We start from the raw sequence: 16,094 nt of genomic DNA on the forward strand, positions 1-16,094 counted from the left end.
GGGCAGAAAGGATGTCTCATATGAAAACTAGTACTAAGGCAACAAAAGATTGGCTCAATACTCTAGAATATCGCGAAAAGAATTTTGCCCGTGAAAAGCTGGTTATCAATCCAGCCAAAGCCTGCCAACCCCTTGGGGCCTTGCTTTGTGCCTTAGGAATTGAAGGAAGTCTCCCGTTTGTTCATGGTTCACAAGGATGTGCCGCCTATTTTCGAAGTACCTTATCCCGCCATTACAGGGAACCTGTTGCAGCAGTATCGGATTCTATGACTGAGGATTCTGCGGTATTTGGAGGACAGTCTAATCTTATCGAAGGTTTAAAAAATGCTAATGCACTTTATAGCCCGAAAGTGATCGCTATGTTTACGAGCTGTATGGCTGAAGTTATTGGGGACGACATCAAGGCTTATTTAGGTAATGCAAAAGAACAAGAGGCGATTCCGAAAGATCTTCCGGTTGCCTTGGCTAACACCCCGAGCTTTAAGGGGTCTCATATAACAGGGTATGACACGATGCTCAAAGGTCTCGTCGAGTGTTTAGCCACGGCTAGACAGGAGGATAAAATTAACGACCGACTTTATGTTGTCCCTGGTTTTGACACTTATACCGCCAATCTTCGTGAATATAAACGACTTCTTAAAGTGATGGATACGCCTTATACCCTTTTACCTGATCAGAGTGATGTACTGGATGCTCCTAATTTGGGCACCTATGAATTATACCCTGGAGGGACATCCATTACAGAAATGAACGATGCTCTGAACGCTGCAAGTTTCTTATGCTTACAGACTTACTCAACTCCGACAACCCGTAAATATCTGGCCAGTAAGGAAGTCCCAGTCGAATCGATTTCCATGCCCATCGGGATCGCGGGCACAGATAAATTCATTGAATCTATTGCCAAATTCACCGGGAAAGATGTACCAGAGGAAATTACCCTTGAGCGGGGACGTTCCATCGATGCCATGACGGATTCCCATCAATATATTCATGGCAAGAAATTTGCACTGTTTGGTGACCCGGATGTTTTGATAGGGCTCGTCTCATTTTTGCTAGAAATGGGAGGAGAACCGGTCCATATCGTTTGCACTAATTCAACCCCGTTGTTTAAGAAAGCCATGGAAAGTTTGTTAGCGTCAAGCCCTTATGGTCAGGGGTCCACACTCTATGCTGGCAAAGATCTTTGGCATCTCAGATCCCTTTTGGTTACGGACCCAGTGGATATGTTAATCGGTGATTCCCATGGTAAGTGGGCTGCACGTGACGCCAATATTCCGCTTGTCAGAGTAGGGTTCCCCATCACGGATCGAGTGAATCTCCATCGTTATCCAATCATTGGGTACTCCGGAGTCATTAATTTAATCACTATGATCGTGAATACGTTTTTGGAGGAGAAAGACAGGACTTCTTCAGACCCATACTTTGAAATGATGCGTTAGGCATATGAAAGAAAATAAAAGTCAAAGATGCCAAGGATATTTTGCGTCAGACAAGGAGGTGTTTTTACCTCATAGCGGGCTATTAGGTGAACATGCCGACGCAGTAAGACACGAAATAGACTGGCATACTGACTTATTATTTTATTGAATGTGCCTCAAGAACGGAGGGGTCTTTGTGTTCACCAATCTTACAAAACTAGATCTTAAAGACAAACAGTGCATGTCAGATGCCGGTTCGCCCAAATTATGCATGAAGGCCCTGCCCGGCGAAGGCGCAGAGCGAAGTTGCGCTTATGACGGGGCACGAGTTGTGCTCATGCCCATTACGGATGTTGCTCACCTTGTTCATGGACCGATTGCCTGTGCTGGAAACTCATGGGATAATCGAGGAGCTCGCTCCTCTGGTTCCCAGCTGTTCCGGCGGGGGCTGACCACAGACATTATGGAAAATGACGTTATTTACGGCGGGGAGAAAAAGCTGAAAGAGTCGATCTTGGAAATCGCTCTTCGACATAATCCTAAAGCAATTTTTGTCTATGCAACCTGTGTCTCTTCTTTAATAGGAGATGACGTCGATAAGATTTGCAAAGAAGCGGAAGTAGAACTAACCATTCCGGTTATAGCCGTTAATTGCCCAGGTTTTTTGGGAGATAAAAATATTGGAAACCGAATTGCGGGGGAAGTCTTATTTGATCGGGTCATAGGGACAGCTGAGGGGCCTAATGAGAAAATACCCCTTTCTATCAACCTCATCGGGGAGTATAACATTGCTGGAGATATTTGGGGTGTTATACCAGACTTGAAAAACTTAGGGATCACACTTCAAACGGCTATTACTGGGGACGCCAAATTTGATGACATACGTTCAGCTCATAAGGCAAGCCTTAATGTGTTGATCTGTTCCAAAAGCCTAACTAATTTAGTCAGGAAAATGGAAATCAGCTATGGTATACCCTTTATGGAAGGTTCGTTTTATGGGATTCACGACACCTCGGAAACGTTGGTCAATATCGCTAAAGCATTGGGTGATCCTGATTTGCTGGAGAGGACTTTAGTCTATGTTCGTAAGAAGGAAGATGAAACGCGAAAGATCATCGCAGGCTATAAAACGTTACTGGAGAATAAGCAGGCCATCTTGTTTACGGGTGGGGTTAAAACTTGGTCTATGGTTTCCACTTTGGCCGAATTAGGGATCAATATCTTAGCCGGAGGAACCCAAAACTCAACACCGGAGGACTTCCAGCGCATGAAAGAACTGATGGATCCCTCAGCCCAGATCATCGAAGATACAAGTTCGGCGGGCTTCCTAAAAATTATTGCAGAGAAAAAACCAGATCTTATCGTCGCTGGAGGAAAAACAAAATATCTTGCGCATAAGACAAGAACACCTTTTTTGGATATCAACCACGGCCGAAAACTACCTTATGCTGGATATCAGGGGATGGTGACATTTGCAGAAACCTTAACGCGTACAGTGCTTAGTCCTGTTTGGGGGCTTTTAAAACAAGAATTTCCCCCGAAGGAGAGTGAACAAGATGACTAATACAAGACATTATGAGGGAAATCCTCAGAAAAATAGCCCTGCTCTAGGCGCGACCTTGGCTTACCTCGGGGTCAATGGACTTCTGGCCTTACTTCATGGTTCTCAGGGGTGTTCCTCATTCATTCGGTTACAGCTTTCAAGGCACTATAAGGAGCCGATTCCCCTTAATTCAACTGCTTTATTAGAAGACTCGGTCATTTTTGGCGGCTGGGAACATCTTAAAAAAGGAATTGCTGTGGCAGCTGACAAATATAAGCCGCAAATTATCGGAGTAATGAGTACGGGTTTAACCGAAACCTTTGGAGATGACATGGTGAGCGCACTGTCTAGCCTACGCTCAGAAAGACCGGATTTAGATGATCTGCCGGTTGTCCTTGCAAGTACGCCAGACTATATCGGGTCTATGCAAGAAGGTTATCAGCGGACGGTAGAGGCTCTAATTACCACGTTGGCAGAACATCCAACTAAGACCTCTGAACAACCCGTCTCAAACTCTGGCGCTTACTCTATCGAAGATCATGATCTGACCATCGCGTTATTGCCTGGTTGTCATTTGACCCCAGGTGATGTAGATGAACTAAAAGAGATCATCAGGCAATTCGGATTTAGGCCCATTACCATTCCCGATCTTTCCATTTCTCTAGATGGGCATGCTGAACTGGAAGCTGCCCCGGTAGTTCAAGGAGGAACGCTACTTGAAGATTTTCGGCGTTTGGCAAACGCTAAGGCCTGCTTATCGTTTGGTCTAAGTATGGAGAAATCGGGTGAAATACTTAAGCGAACGTACGAAATTCCCCATTTTAACTTTCCTTCATTGACGGGGCTCAACGTAACAGATGCGTTTGTTTTAACGCTCGCCAAGATCTCGGGTAAGCCGATACCGGAGAAACTTCTCCGACAAAGAAGCCGATTGTTGGATACACTGGCCGATTATCACGACCAACTTGGTGGTCTGAAGATAGCCATAGCCTTGGAGATGGATCTACTGTATAGTCTGGCCTCATGCTTGGTTGAGGTAGGTTCTGAGATAATGGTCGCTTTAGCGGCATCCCAAGCAGGTATTCACAAACTATCCCTTCCGATCCCAATCGGAGTGGGGGATTTGGAAACACTCGAAGAACGAGCGGGTAAGAGTACGTTAATTATTGCTAATTCCAACGGTCGGCAAGCAGCAGGGTTACTAAAGCTCCCCCATTTAAGAGCGGGGTTGCCAGTCTTTGATCGTGCCGGTTATCCACAAAAATGCTGGATTGGTTATGAAGGTACTCAGCAATTTCTCTTTGATACCTTGAATTCAGTGAGTTAGGGCGATGTAGATATCTAGAGATAGTCTTAAATTGAAGGAGGATTCAGGGATGCTTGTAGCTTTTGCCTGTAGTGACGGATCAACCATCGACTCGCATTTTGCTTCTGCTCCGGCGTTTGAGATGTATAAGTTTGCAGGGGTAAAGCAAGGCATTATCCATACAACGCTTGCCGCGGAAGACCTGGATGAGTCCGTTGATAAAGTCGATGCACTGATAACCATGCTCAAAGAGTGTGCTATCGTCTATTGTACACAGATTGGCGGACCTGCCGCAGCACGTTTAGTTCAAAGTGGAATTCATCCTATGAAAGCACCTGAAGGGACGAAGATCATCGATGAACTTAATAAACTGAATAACTTGCTGCTTTCAAAAAAATTACCCCCTTGGTTAAAAAAGAAACTAGGTGGTATAGAATTTGTTTGAAAAAACCTCGTTTACGAAGAGAAAGGCTAAAACGAGGGATGACCTGAGAAGACGCTTGTAAGTTGAAATTCGTTAGGGAGGAAGGCTGAAACTTGAATAATGAACTAATTTACAAAACCTTTGGAGGTTTGCCTTGGACTCCGCGATATGTTGAAGCAGTCGATAGTGCCCTGTGTCTTGGATGTGGGCGATGTGTAAAATTATGTGGACAACAATGCTTAGGTCTGGAAAGTTTTGAAGATGACGAGGGGACAGAACGGCATATTGCAAAGATTGATAATAAAGCCCTATGCATCGGTTGCCAGGCTTGTGGCAGGATCTGCGTGCGCCGCTGTTATACCTTTAAGGAAAAATCAGCTTAAAGTTGTAGTTGATTGAACGGATAAATGAATATAGCTTATGTTGAATTTTAAGTAAAATAATTGGAGGGGTTAAGATGCATGAACATTGTATGCAAGGAATGATCAATAGTCCAAATCTAAATCTCGGACATCCCTGTTTCTCAACCTCAGGGCATGGTAAAACAGGACGGATACACTTGGCCGTGGCGCCTGGGTGTAACATATCTTGTAATTATTGTGTTCGCAAATTCGATTGTGCCAATGAATCCCGTCCGGGAGTAACGAGTAAAGTGCAAACCTCAGTCGAGGCGCTTGAAACTGTTAAGAAGGCTAAATCATCGTCCATCGGATCAAAACTGACCGTTGTGGGAATTGCGGGTCCTGGAGAACCTTTAGCCAACAGTGCAACGTTTGAAACCTTAAGAGGGGTGAAACAACACTTTCCTGAGATGATCCTGTGTTTAAGTACTAATGGTCTTCTCTTGCCAGAAAAAATCGAGGAATTAGTTGATATCGGGGTGTCTCATGTTACAGTTACCCTTAATACTCTCGATGAGAAAGTGGGTGCCAAAATTTACAGTTACGTTCGTTGGGAAGGAAAAACATTGATCGGTCCTGATGCGGCAAGGATCTTGATCGATCATCAATTAGAAGGGATAAAGTTGGCTTCCAAGGCTGGAATGACGGTAAAAATCAACACGGTGCTTATTCCCGGTGTCAACGACCAGCTTTTATACAGCTTGGGTATGGAAATTAAGAAAAGAGGTGCGCACATTCATAACATAATGCCTTTGATTCCTCAAGGAAAACTCGCTAAGAACATGGCTCCGACTAAAGACGAGTTAATAAGTTCTCGTAGTAGTCTTGGTTTAATTCTTCCTCAAATGCAACATTGTCAACAATGCCGTGCAGATGCCATTGGCTTGCTCTAATGATAGAAAAGGAGTTATTTGACATGGAGCAACGGGTATTATTATGTGATACGACCTTAAGAGATGGTGAGCAAGCTCCTGGTGTAGCCTTCGGACTGATGGAAAAGGAAATGATCGCGAGGGCTTTGGCAGATGCAGGGATCGACGAACTGGAAGTGGGCGTCCCTGCTATGAGTGAAAGTGAAGTCTTAACAATTTCTCAGTTAGTCGCCTTACATTTACCAGTTCGTCTCATTACTTGGAATCGTGCCGTTCTTTCGGATCTCCAGGCTAGTTACCGAACAGGGATCGAGGGAGTCGCCATCTCCATTCCTACCTCGGATCAACAAATTAACCATAAACTGAAAAAAGATCGAACCTGGGTACTTGATCAAATGGGACAATGTATCCTTGATGCTAAGAAAGAAGTAGGCTATATTGTACTCGGCTTGGAAGATGCCAGTAGAGCAGATTTTCGGTTTCTCACTGAGATAATCTTGGAAGCTCAAAAGTTAGGGGTTGATCGAATGCGTTTTGCCGATACTGTCGGAATTCTTGAACCTCTGAAAGTATTTTTTACTCTGCAGGACATAGTGGGTATATCCAATATTCCTTTGGAATTTCATGCTCATAATGATCTGGGAATGGCAACGGCTAATTCTCTTGCTGCTGTTCAAGCCGGTTTTAAAGCCTTAAGTGTCACGGTAGGCGGGATAGGAGAAAGGGCAGGTAATGCTTCGCTCGAAGAGGTGGCAGTTGCGCTGAAATATACTCTTAATAAGACGATGCGACTAGACTTGAAACGTTTAAACTCAATGGGCTTAATGGTAAGCTTAGCAACGGATCGTAAAATACCTCGTGCAAAACCAATCATTGGTGGAGACGTCTTTACCCATACTTCCTCGATTCACATCGATGGAATACAGAAGGACTTCGCGAATTACCAAAGCTATCCACCCGAAAGCGTAGGAAGGCAGCACTCAACCTCCTTTGGTAAATACTCCGGTCGTAAGACCATCTTGCGGCTTTTGAAATCAAGGGGCGTTGAATTTGACCAAGACACGATCGATAAACTTCTAATAAAAATACTCCATCAAACTCATCTGCTCCAAAGGCCTATGAACGAAGAAGATATCCTTAGAATCGTAGTAAACGCATGATCGATCAAAAAAGAAAGCCAAAAACCTTCCTTGGCGTATTAGCTACGAAAGAAGGTTTTTGGCTTTTAGGTTTGAAACTTCAGAATGAATTTGTTAGGGGTGGCAGAACGTGAATGGTCAGAGCTTTAATTACATGATTAGAAGAGCTAACTACTCTGACATTAGCAGTATGACTAGACTGCTTAAAATTTTGTTTTCTATAGAAACCAATTTTAAAGTCGATGAATTAGCTCAACAAAGGGGTTTGGAAATGATGCTATGCGATGACACAAATCGGTGCATAATGGTAGCTGAGTTAAATCAACAAATTGTGGGAATGTGCACGGCACAGCTTTTGGTTTCCACTGCCGAGGGTGGAATAGTTGCATTAGTCGAAGACTTAGTTGTAGAAGACGTCTATAGAGGTCAAGGTTTAGGAAAGAATCTGTTATTGTCCATTGAAGGTTGGGCGATCGCACGAGGCGTAAGGCGTTTGCGGTTACTCGCTGATCGGAACAACACGAAGGCTTTGAATTTCTACAAAACGATGAGTTGGACGGAGACTCGGATGATAGGTTTACGTAGAGGGGGACTTGAGTGACACAGCGCTTGGTACTTACGACGCAGAGCAAACTAACCGTTCAAGCTCCCGGCTTTGGGGAGCGGGGTGCCCGCCAGATGAGCCGTCCTTGGCTCACTGGCGGCAGTGCACGTCCTGTGCACTGCCCCGTATCTGGGGTCGGTCGCTTGAACGGAAGTTTGCTGGGCTGCTTACGTAAAGACGTCGCGCTCTGTCACACTGCGTCCCGGGCTTGGATTGGAGAACGAAGGACGGGCGGGAGATGGACCATTTGGGTGGACGGCACATTTCATGTGCACCGTCTGAGCGCAAGTTCCAATATTTATATGAAAGATAAACTATCAGGGAGATAATTTCACGATTCTTGCGAAATCCACTCTAAATCTGATATAATTACTGATTAGAATGTCATGATTCTCTAAGAAAAAAGAATCAGTTATTTTTTGAATTACAGAAATGAGGGGGAAGACCTTGGCACAGGCTTCGCAACGTATCCGAAATTTTTCTATTATTGCGCATATCGATCATGGTAAATCAACCTTGGCCGACCGGCTAATCGAATATACGGGGGCCTTAAGCAAACGTGAAATGGAAGAGCAAGTGCTTGATTCCATGGATCTGGAGCGTGAGCGTGGGATTACCATTAAACTACAGGCTGTGCGGTTAAATTATAGAGCCAACGATGGAGAGGTTTATGAGCTGAACCTCATTGATACGCCGGGACACGTGGACTTCACTTATGAGGTATCGCGTAGTTTGGCGGCTTGTGAAGGGGCTTTACTTGTTGTCGATGCGGTTCAAGGAATTGAAGCTCAGACATTGGCCAATGTTTATTTAGCGTTGGAAAATAACCTTGAGATCATTTCAGTGATTAATAAAATTGATTTACCAAGTGCAGAGCCGGAGCGCGTCCAACAAGAAATTGAAGATGTGATCGGTTTAGATGCCAGCGAAGCTATTCTTGCTTCGGCTAAGTCGGGAATCGGAATTGAGGAGATTCTCGAAAGGATTGTGACAATGGTCCCTCCTCCACAGGGAGAAGACCAAGCACCGTTGAAGGCGTTGATTTTTGATTCTAAGTTTGATGCTTATAAAGGCGCTATTTCCTACGTGCGAATTGTAGAGGGACGGGTTTCCAAAGGGACAAAGATGAAAATGATGTCCTCTGGAAAGGTCTTCGAAGTGACGGAAGTGGGCGTATTTGCTCCTGCGATGCGCATTGTCGAGGAACTTAAAGCAGGTCAAGTTGGTTTTATCGCTGCTAGTATCAAGAATGTTAAGGATACTCAGGTCGGGGATACGATCACAGATGCAGAAAATCCTGCCATTGAACCTCTTCCAGGGTACAGGAAGTCTACGCCGATGGTGTTTTGTGGACTCTATCCTGTTGAGGCTAGCGATTATAACCGGTTGCGAGATTCTTTGGAAAAGCTTCACCTTAATGATGCAAGTCTAATCTTTGAACCGGAAACCTCCGTTGCTCTAGGCTTTGGTTATCGTTGCGGATTCCTAGGATTACTCCATATGGAGATTATCCAGGAACGCTTGGAACGGGAGTATGACCTGAATCTCATTACCACGGCGCCGAGCGTAATCTATAAAGTTCACACGGTGCGAGGAGAAGTTATAAGCATCGATAATCCTTCAAACCTTCCGCCCGTTGACCAAATCGTGAGTATCGAAGAGCCAGTTGTTAAGGCGACGATTTTGGTTCCAGCGGAATATGTCGGGACGATTATGGAATTAAACCAAGAAAAACGTGGAACGTATTCTAACATGGACTATGTGTCGACGAATCGGGTTAAATTGACGTACGAACTCCCGCTCAGTGAGATTGTCTTTGATTACTTTGATCAATTGAAATCAAGGACCAAAGGGTATGCATCGCTGGACTATGAACTCACTGGTTATAAAGAGACTGATTTGGTCAAAATCGATGTGCTTCTAAATGGAGAAATGGTGGATGCACTTTCCTTCATCATTCATCGAGAAAAGGCCTATAATCGGGGGAAAAAACTTGTAGAGAAACTTCAAGGAATTATTCCAAGGCAAATGTTTGAGATCCCGATTCAATCTGTCATTGGAAATAGAGTTATTGCCCGTGAAACGGTTCGTGCTATGCGGAAAGACGTTTTATCCAAATGCTATGGGGGGGACATTTCCCGGAAACGTAAGCTTCTTGAGAAGCAAAAAGCAGGGAAAAAACGTATGAAACAAGTAGGAAACGTGGAAATTCCTCAAAATGCGTTCATGGCGGTTTTACAGATTGATGATTAGTGTGGCTCACGTATTTTGAATGAGCTATGCTGCCTAAATAATGAGGGAGAGAGTGTGCACAGGTATGCCATCCTTATACGTACACGTCCCATTTTGTTTGCAAAAATGCGAATACTGCGCGTTCTATTCTCATTCACTGATGAATTCTCCTAAGGACCAAGTATGCGTGTATTTAAAGGGCTTAGAAATCGAAGTGGCTAAGCGAAAAAAAGATGCCCCTCAAGGGGTGTCTTCTCTTTTTATCGGCGGGGGGACTCCGACGGTGTTAAAAGAAGCAGAGTTAGAACGTTTGCTGGAGATGATTTTTCGGAACTTTCCTATGAGCCAAGAAGCAGAGAAGACGGTTGAGGGAAATCCAGGAACCCTCACGGATGAAAAGCTCAATATTTTACGGAGCTACGGTATCAATCGTTTTTCACTGGGGGTTCAAGCTTTTGATGACCAATTGTTAAGCGCTGTGGGCCGTGCTCATTCCGCTAGGCAAGCCCGCGAAGCAATTCGGCGATTGAGATCGGCAGGATTCGATAACATTAACCTGGATTTAATGTTTGGACTTCCTGAACAAGATAGTGTGGCTTGGCAGGCGTCTTTAGAGGAAGCATTGTCGTATTCGCCTGAGCACTTGTCTCTCTATGGTTTAATGTTGGAAGAAGGTACACCGCTTTATGAGCGATATAGGGAGGAAACGAAGGAGATAAGGCGGCTTCCTGATGATGATCTACAAGCTGAGATGTACGAATGGGCTGTTGAGCGGTTAAAAAACGCAGGGTATAGGCAGTATGAGACCTCAAATTTCGCTCGCCCTGGCTATGAATGCCAGCACAATTTAGGCTATTGGCGGGGAACAGATTATTTGGGCCTAGGCCCTGGTGGTGTATCTTGCTTAAACAAGGTTCGTTGGAAGAATATCGAAGAGATTAATTGTTACGAAAGTCGTCTTAAGGCTGGAGAAAGCCCTCTCGATGAAGCAGGTCGAGAAGTGTTATCGTTGCGTGAACGCATGGCAGAGCGCATGATTTTAGGCTTGCGCCTTGATGAAGGGGTTCAGCTTTCCTCGTTTTTCAATGATTTTGGAGTAGATCTTAGGGATATTTATAGTGACGTGTTGGAACGATATAAACATCGGAATGTTTTTGTAATTCAGGGGGACTATTTTCGCCTAAATCCGAACTATTCGTTTGTAGCGAATTCTATTTTGCAAGAGTTTGTATAGGGGACTTGTGTGACATAGCGCTCGGTGCTTACGACGCAGAGCAAACTAACCGTTCAAACGTCTGGCTTTGGGGTGCGGGGTGCCCGCCAAAAGCGCCATCCTTGGCGCATTGGCGGCAGTGCACGTCCTTGTGCACTGCCCCGTGTCTGGGGTCGGTCGCTTGAACGGAAGTTTGCTAGGCTGCTTACGTAAAGACGTCGCGCTCTGTCACACTGCGTCCTGGGCTTGGGTCGGGACGTGGGGGGACGAAGGACGGACGGGAGATGGACCATTCGGGTGGACGGCACATTTCATGTGCACCGTCTGCGTGCCGGTCGTGGGGTCGGTCGCTTGGACGGAAGTTTGCTAGGCTGCTTACGTAAAGACGTCGCGCTCTGTCACACTGCGTCCTGGGCTTGGGTCGGGAGGACGTGGGGGGACGAAGGACGGACGGGAGATGGACCATTTGGGTGGACGGCACATTTCATGTGCACCGTCTGCGTGCCGGTCGTGGGGTCGGTCGCTTGGACGGAAGTTTGCTAGGCTGCTTACGTAAAGACGTCGCGCTCTGTCACACTGCGTCCTGGGCTTGGGTCGGGAGGACGTGGGGGGACGAAGGACGGACGGGAGATGGACCATTTGGGTGGACGGCACATTTCATGAGCACCGTCTGCGTGCAAGTCGTGGTGTCAGATCGCTTGGACGGAAGTTTGCTAGGCTGCTTACGTAAAGACGTCGCGCTTTGTCACACTGCGTGCTGGGCTTGGGTCGGGGGGACGCAGGGGACAGACGGAGATGAACCATTCGGGTGGACGGCACATTTTATGTGCATCGTCTGGCGTAATAATTTATCTAAAATGATTCTTGACAAAGGGAATTTTCAGTGGTAATGTGATGTCATAAGTTGTTAGCACTCATCTTAATAGAGTGCTAACAAACAAAAAATCTACATATGGGGAACCCCATAGGAAAGGCGGAAAGCAAGATGCAAATGGATGAACGCAAGCGAAAGATACTTAGGGCGATTGTTCAGGATTATATTGCTACCGCTGAACCAATTGGCTCACGAACGATTGCACGCAAATTTGATCTTGGCGTGTCTCCAGCGACGATTCGTAATGAGATGGCTGATTTGGAAGATTTGGGGTTCATTGAACAACCGCATACGTCTGCGGGGCGAATTCCTTCGGATGCGGGGTATCGTTATTTTGTAGATTGCCTGATGGATCCTCAAACACTCAATGAAGAGGAAAAGGAAATCATTGAGCGGGATAGCACAAGGAGGATTCATGAGATTCAGGAAGTCATTTCACACACCAGTAAATTGTTGTCTGAACTTACCAATTTAACAAGCCTTGTTCTTGGACCGAATAAAGGGAAAAGTACGTTTGGCAAAATGCACTTTTTGCCATATCAACCGGGTCAGGTTATCATGGTAATCGTGAAAGAAAATGGTGCTGTAGAAAACCATATCATAGATGTCGGGGAGAATCTGACGGCTGAAGAACTGCAGCAGGTAGCTGGGATCTTCAACCAGAAGATGCGAGGGTATTCTCTAGATCAGGTTAAGCGTACCATGTTACATGAAATTTACAGTGAACTGTCTCGCCAAAGACACTTGATCGATAATACCTTAGATATTTTAAGTGCGATTTTGGATGACAGCGAAGAAGAGGAACGTATTTATCTGGGCGGGACTCTCAATATGCTCAATCAGCCCGAATTTCGGGATTTAGGTAAGGTTAAAGCCCTTTTTAAAGTGTTTGAAGAAAATGAGCCCTTGAAAAAACTGCTGAGTCCTCATCATGAGGGACTAAATGTTACCATTGGTGGAGAAAATAGGTTGAAGGAATTTCATGATTGTAGTGTGATCTCCGCAACTTATAAAGTGAATGGACTGACTATCGGAGCGGTAGGAGTGCTGGGGCCAACCCGAATGGACTATGGCAAAGTGATTGCTATTGTTGACTTTATGACACGCAGCCTCACGGAAATTCTTACGAAACGCAGGCGGTGACGGATGGAGTGAAATTACTCCGCTCACCACAGCGCCGTCGTTATTTGCGATTAGTTTCGAACGGCCGTGATGGATTGTAAATTACTGATGCGGTGACTGGGCCTTTTGGTCCGTTAAATATAATAGTATAGTTTTTGATATGAGAGGTGATTGTACATGGGGCGAATGAGAGAAGAAACTCTCAAAGACCGAAAGCTGAGTATGGACGAGGAGCGTATGCAGGGCACACAAGAGCTTGAACCTGAGAATTTGGTCCAGGACGAAGAAAGCCTGGATGACAAGGATATGAGCCCTCAAGAGAAAATTCTGACGCTAGAGGCGGAGCTTGCTCAGTCCAGAGCTAAAGCAGAGGAACATTTCGATCGGTTGCAACGTCTGCAGGCAGAATTCGATAACTACCGAAAACGGACGCAGAAGGAAAAAACAGAACTTATAAAATATGCGTCCGAACGCCTTGTAGGAGAGTTGCTTCCCGTTTTGGACAATTTTGAACGGGCGGCCAGTGCGGCTCAAATTAATCCTGATTTTACATCTTTTTCACAAGGTGTGGATATGATTCTTCGCCAAATGCAAAATACGCTTGGCAAAGAAGGCTTAAAGGCGATGGAAGCTGTTGGCCAGCCGTTTGACCCGAACCTTCATGAAGCGGTTCTCCGGGTCGAATCTGAAGAACATCCTGAGAATACCGTCGTGGAAGAACTGCAAAAAGGGTATTATCTCAAAGAAAAAGTTTTACGCCCTAGTATGGTTAAAGTTTCGAACTAGTTAAAGGAGGAAGAAAACAATGGGAAAAATAATTGGTATTGACTTAGGTACAACAAACTCTTGCGTTGCAGTTATGGAAGGCGGAGAAGCAGTTGTCATCCCTAATGCGGAAGGTAACCGGACTACTCCATCTGTTGTAGGTTTCTCAAAATCTGGTGAGCGATTAGTGGGTCAGGTAGCCAAGCGCCAATCTGTTTCAAACCCCGACAAGACCGTTAGTTCCATTAAACGTCATATGGGTTCTGACTTTAAAGTGAAGATTGAAGATAAGACTTATAGCCCACAAGAAATTTCCGCAATGGTTCTCCAAAAGCTTAAAACGGATGCAGAAGCTTATCTTGGGCAATCGGTGACCCAAGCGGTCATTACGGTTCCTGCTTATTTTACAGATGCCCAGCGTCAAGCTACTAAAGATGCAGGAGCCATTTCCGGGCTTGAAGTACTTCGTATTATTAATGAACCAACAGCCGCAGCGCTTGCGTACGGTCTTGACAAAGAGAACGACCAAACCGTCTTAGTGTATGATTTAGGGGGCGGAACCTTTGATGTGTCAGTCCTCGAGTTAAGTCAGGGCATGGTTGAAGTGAAAGCTACGAGTGGGAATAATAATTTAGGTGGCGACGATTTTGACCAACGCTTGATTGACTATATGGTGGCAGAATATAAGAAAAGTCATGGTGCAGATCTTTCTAAAGACCGAGTTGCCCTCCAACGTTTAAAAGAGGCTGCAGAAAAGGCGAAGATCGAGCTTTCTGGTGTAACGAACTCAAACGTCAATCTCCCGTTCATCACCATGACGGAAGAGGGACCTCAACATTTGGATATGAATATTTCTCGGGCTAAGTTCGAAGAAATTATTTCGGATCTCGTGGATTCAACTCTTGGTCCCACACGCCAAGCCCTTGAAGATGCCAAACTTTCCTGGGGTAAAATTGATCAGATTATTTTAGTGGGTGGATCTACCCGTATCCCATCCGTCGTAGAAGCTATTAAGAAATTAAGCGGAAAAGAACCTCACAAAGGGGTCAACCCTGATGAAGTGGTCGCCATGGGTGCGGCTATTCAAGGGGGCGTTCTTAGCGGTGAAGTGAAGGATATGATCTTGCTGGATGTTACCCCACTTTCCTTGGGGATTGAAACCCTTGGTGGAGTATTCACTCGGATTATTGAACGGAATGCTACCATTCCGACCACTAAATCCCAAACGTTCTCAACCGCTGCAGATAATCAAACCTCCGTTGATATTCATGTACTCCAAGGGGAACGTGAAATGGCGAGCTACAACAAGACGCTCGGACGTTTCCAACTCTCAGGTATTCCTCCTGCACCACGTGGTATTCCACAAATCGAAGTGAAATTCGATATTGATGCCAATGGTATTGTTCACGTCTCTGCGAAGGATACCGCTACTGGAAATGAACAAAAAGTGACCATTACTTCCTCTACAGGTCTTTCTAAGGAAGATATCGAGAAAATGAAGCAAGACGCTGAAGTTCATGCTGAAGAAGATAAGAAAAACAGAGAACTGATCGATGCTAAGAACCAAGCTGATTCACTGGCCTATCAAACAGAGAAAACCTTGAAAGAGTTTGAAGGTAAGGGTGATGCTGCAGAAGTTGACAGCATTAAAAAAGCAATGGAAGACTTGAAAGCAGCAGCTGCCGCTGATAACGTCGAAGAGATTAATGCGAAAACTGAGGCACTGAACAAAGTCCTTCATCCATACATCGAAAAAATGTATCAACAACAAGCGGCCCAAGATCCAAATGCAGGGGCACAGCCTGGTGCGGAAGAGCAGTCTAAAAAAGATGATGATGTTGTGGATGCTGAATTCACGGAAGTGAAGAAGGATTAACCCACAGCGCCGTCGCTATCATGCTTGATTACGAGCGAGCGTTGGCAAAACCTCTGGGCTGTTCTGGTCGCATGCAATGCCATCCTTGGCGCATGCGACACTAGGAACATCCTGTTCCGTCGAATGTGAACCGTTGCCACGCTTGCGCTTCGTAATCGAAGCACGATGGACGCGACTCTGCTGAATGGGTTCGCTCCGCAATTAACTCCATCCGGGGCTGGGAACGGCGAGGGTTGGAGGTTGAATTGCTTTGCTCCCAACTTTGGTAAAGCTGAGCTTCGATCATCTGAGGAATGATATGCCTA

The 16,094-nt window shown here is 45.4% G+C and carries 16 protein-coding genes; all 16 read left to right on the plus strand.

The features are described from left to right. The first annotated feature begins 11 nt into the window (after positions 1–11). The 16 genes from nifK to dnaK all read left to right on the plus strand — a co-directional run bounded on the left by nifK (position 12) and on the right by dnaK (position 15,789). Positions 12–1,439, plus strand: a complete 1,428-nt coding sequence (nifK, locus tag E4K68_RS10030; protein ID WP_135378801.1) for a nitrogenase molybdenum-iron protein subunit beta — start codon at positions 12–14, stop codon at positions 1,437–1,439. Positions 1,440–1,614: 175 nt separating this feature from the next. Next, positions 1,615–2,982, plus strand: a complete 1,368-nt coding sequence (nifE, locus tag E4K68_RS10035) for a nitrogenase iron-molybdenum cofactor biosynthesis protein NifE (protein WP_135378802.1) — start codon at positions 1,615–1,617, stop codon at positions 2,980–2,982. Continuing rightward, positions 2,975–4,288, plus strand: a complete 1,314-nt coding sequence (gene nifN, locus E4K68_RS10040; protein ID WP_135378803.1) for a nitrogenase iron-molybdenum cofactor biosynthesis protein NifN — start codon at positions 2,975–2,977, stop codon at positions 4,286–4,288. The genes nifE and nifN overlap by 8 nt, the downstream gene beginning before the upstream one ends. A 49-nt stretch (positions 4,289–4,337) precedes the next feature. Then, positions 4,338–4,712: a NifB/NifX family molybdenum-iron cluster-binding protein gene (locus tag E4K68_RS10045; RefSeq protein ID WP_135378804.1), complete on the plus strand. Its 375-nt coding sequence runs from the start codon at positions 4,338–4,340 to the stop codon at positions 4,710–4,712. Positions 4,713–4,804: 92 nt separating this feature from the next. Continuing rightward, positions 4,805–5,074, plus strand: coding sequence for a ferredoxin (locus tag E4K68_RS10050; RefSeq protein WP_135378805.1), 270 nt, complete (start codon positions 4,805–4,807; stop codon positions 5,072–5,074). Positions 5,075–5,148: 74 nt separating this feature from the next. Beyond that, on the plus strand, positions 5,149–5,985 hold the full coding sequence (locus E4K68_RS10055) for a radical SAM protein (RefSeq protein WP_135378806.1): 837 nt from the start codon (positions 5,149–5,151) through the stop codon (positions 5,983–5,985). Positions 5,986–6,008: 23 nt separating this feature from the next. Beyond that, complete coding sequence (locus E4K68_RS10060; protein WP_135378807.1) at positions 6,009–7,124, plus strand: citramalate synthase; 1,116 nt, start codon at positions 6,009–6,011, stop codon at positions 7,122–7,124. Between the two features lie 133 nt (positions 7,125–7,257). Continuing rightward, entirely contained in the window at positions 7,258–7,704 is a 447-nt protein-coding gene (locus tag E4K68_RS10065; protein ID WP_135379078.1) for a GNAT family N-acetyltransferase, read from the plus strand. Then, positions 7,701–8,036: a hypothetical protein gene (locus E4K68_RS10070; protein ID WP_135378808.1), complete on the plus strand. Its 336-nt coding sequence runs from the start codon at positions 7,701–7,703 to the stop codon at positions 8,034–8,036. The genes E4K68_RS10065 and E4K68_RS10070 overlap by 4 nt, the downstream gene beginning before the upstream one ends. Positions 8,037–8,154: 118 nt before the next feature. Further along, entirely contained in the window at positions 8,155–9,960 is a 1,806-nt protein-coding gene (gene lepA, locus E4K68_RS10075; RefSeq protein WP_135378809.1) for a translation elongation factor 4, read from the plus strand. A gap of 64 nt (positions 9,961–10,024) precedes the next feature. Continuing rightward, positions 10,025–11,173 (plus strand): radical SAM family heme chaperone HemW, encoded by a 1,149-nt coding sequence (gene hemW / locus E4K68_RS10080; protein WP_135378810.1) that lies wholly within the window; start codon positions 10,025–10,027, stop codon positions 11,171–11,173. A gap of 79 nt (positions 11,174–11,252) precedes the next feature. Beyond that, on the plus strand, positions 11,253–11,522 hold the full coding sequence (locus E4K68_RS10085) for a hypothetical protein (protein ID WP_135378811.1): 270 nt from the start codon (positions 11,253–11,255) through the stop codon (positions 11,520–11,522). A gap of 100 nt (positions 11,523–11,622) precedes the next feature. Continuing rightward, the gene (locus tag E4K68_RS10090) at positions 11,623–12,042 is read left to right on the plus strand and encodes a hypothetical protein (protein ID WP_158291402.1); all 420 of its coding nucleotides are present in this window, start codon (positions 11,623–11,625) and stop codon (positions 12,040–12,042) included. Positions 12,043–12,137: 95 nt separating this feature from the next. Further along, positions 12,138–13,169 (plus strand): heat-inducible transcriptional repressor HrcA, encoded by a 1,032-nt coding sequence (gene hrcA, locus E4K68_RS10095; RefSeq protein ID WP_135378813.1) that lies wholly within the window; start codon positions 12,138–12,140, stop codon positions 13,167–13,169. A gap of 156 nt (positions 13,170–13,325) precedes the next feature. Further along, a complete protein-coding gene (gene grpE / locus E4K68_RS10100) occupies positions 13,326–13,934 on the plus strand; it encodes a nucleotide exchange factor GrpE (protein WP_135378814.1) in 609 nt (202 codons plus the stop codon). Between the two features lie 19 nt (positions 13,935–13,953). Continuing rightward, a complete protein-coding gene (gene dnaK / locus E4K68_RS10105; RefSeq protein ID WP_135378815.1) occupies positions 13,954–15,789 on the plus strand; it encodes a molecular chaperone DnaK in 1,836 nt (611 codons plus the stop codon). The last annotated feature ends 305 nt before the right edge of the window (positions 15,790–16,094 follow it).

Source organism: Desulfosporosinus sp. Sb-LF, assembly GCF_004766055.1.
GTDB lineage: Bacteria > Bacillota > Desulfitobacteriia > Desulfitobacteriales > Desulfitobacteriaceae > Desulfosporosinus.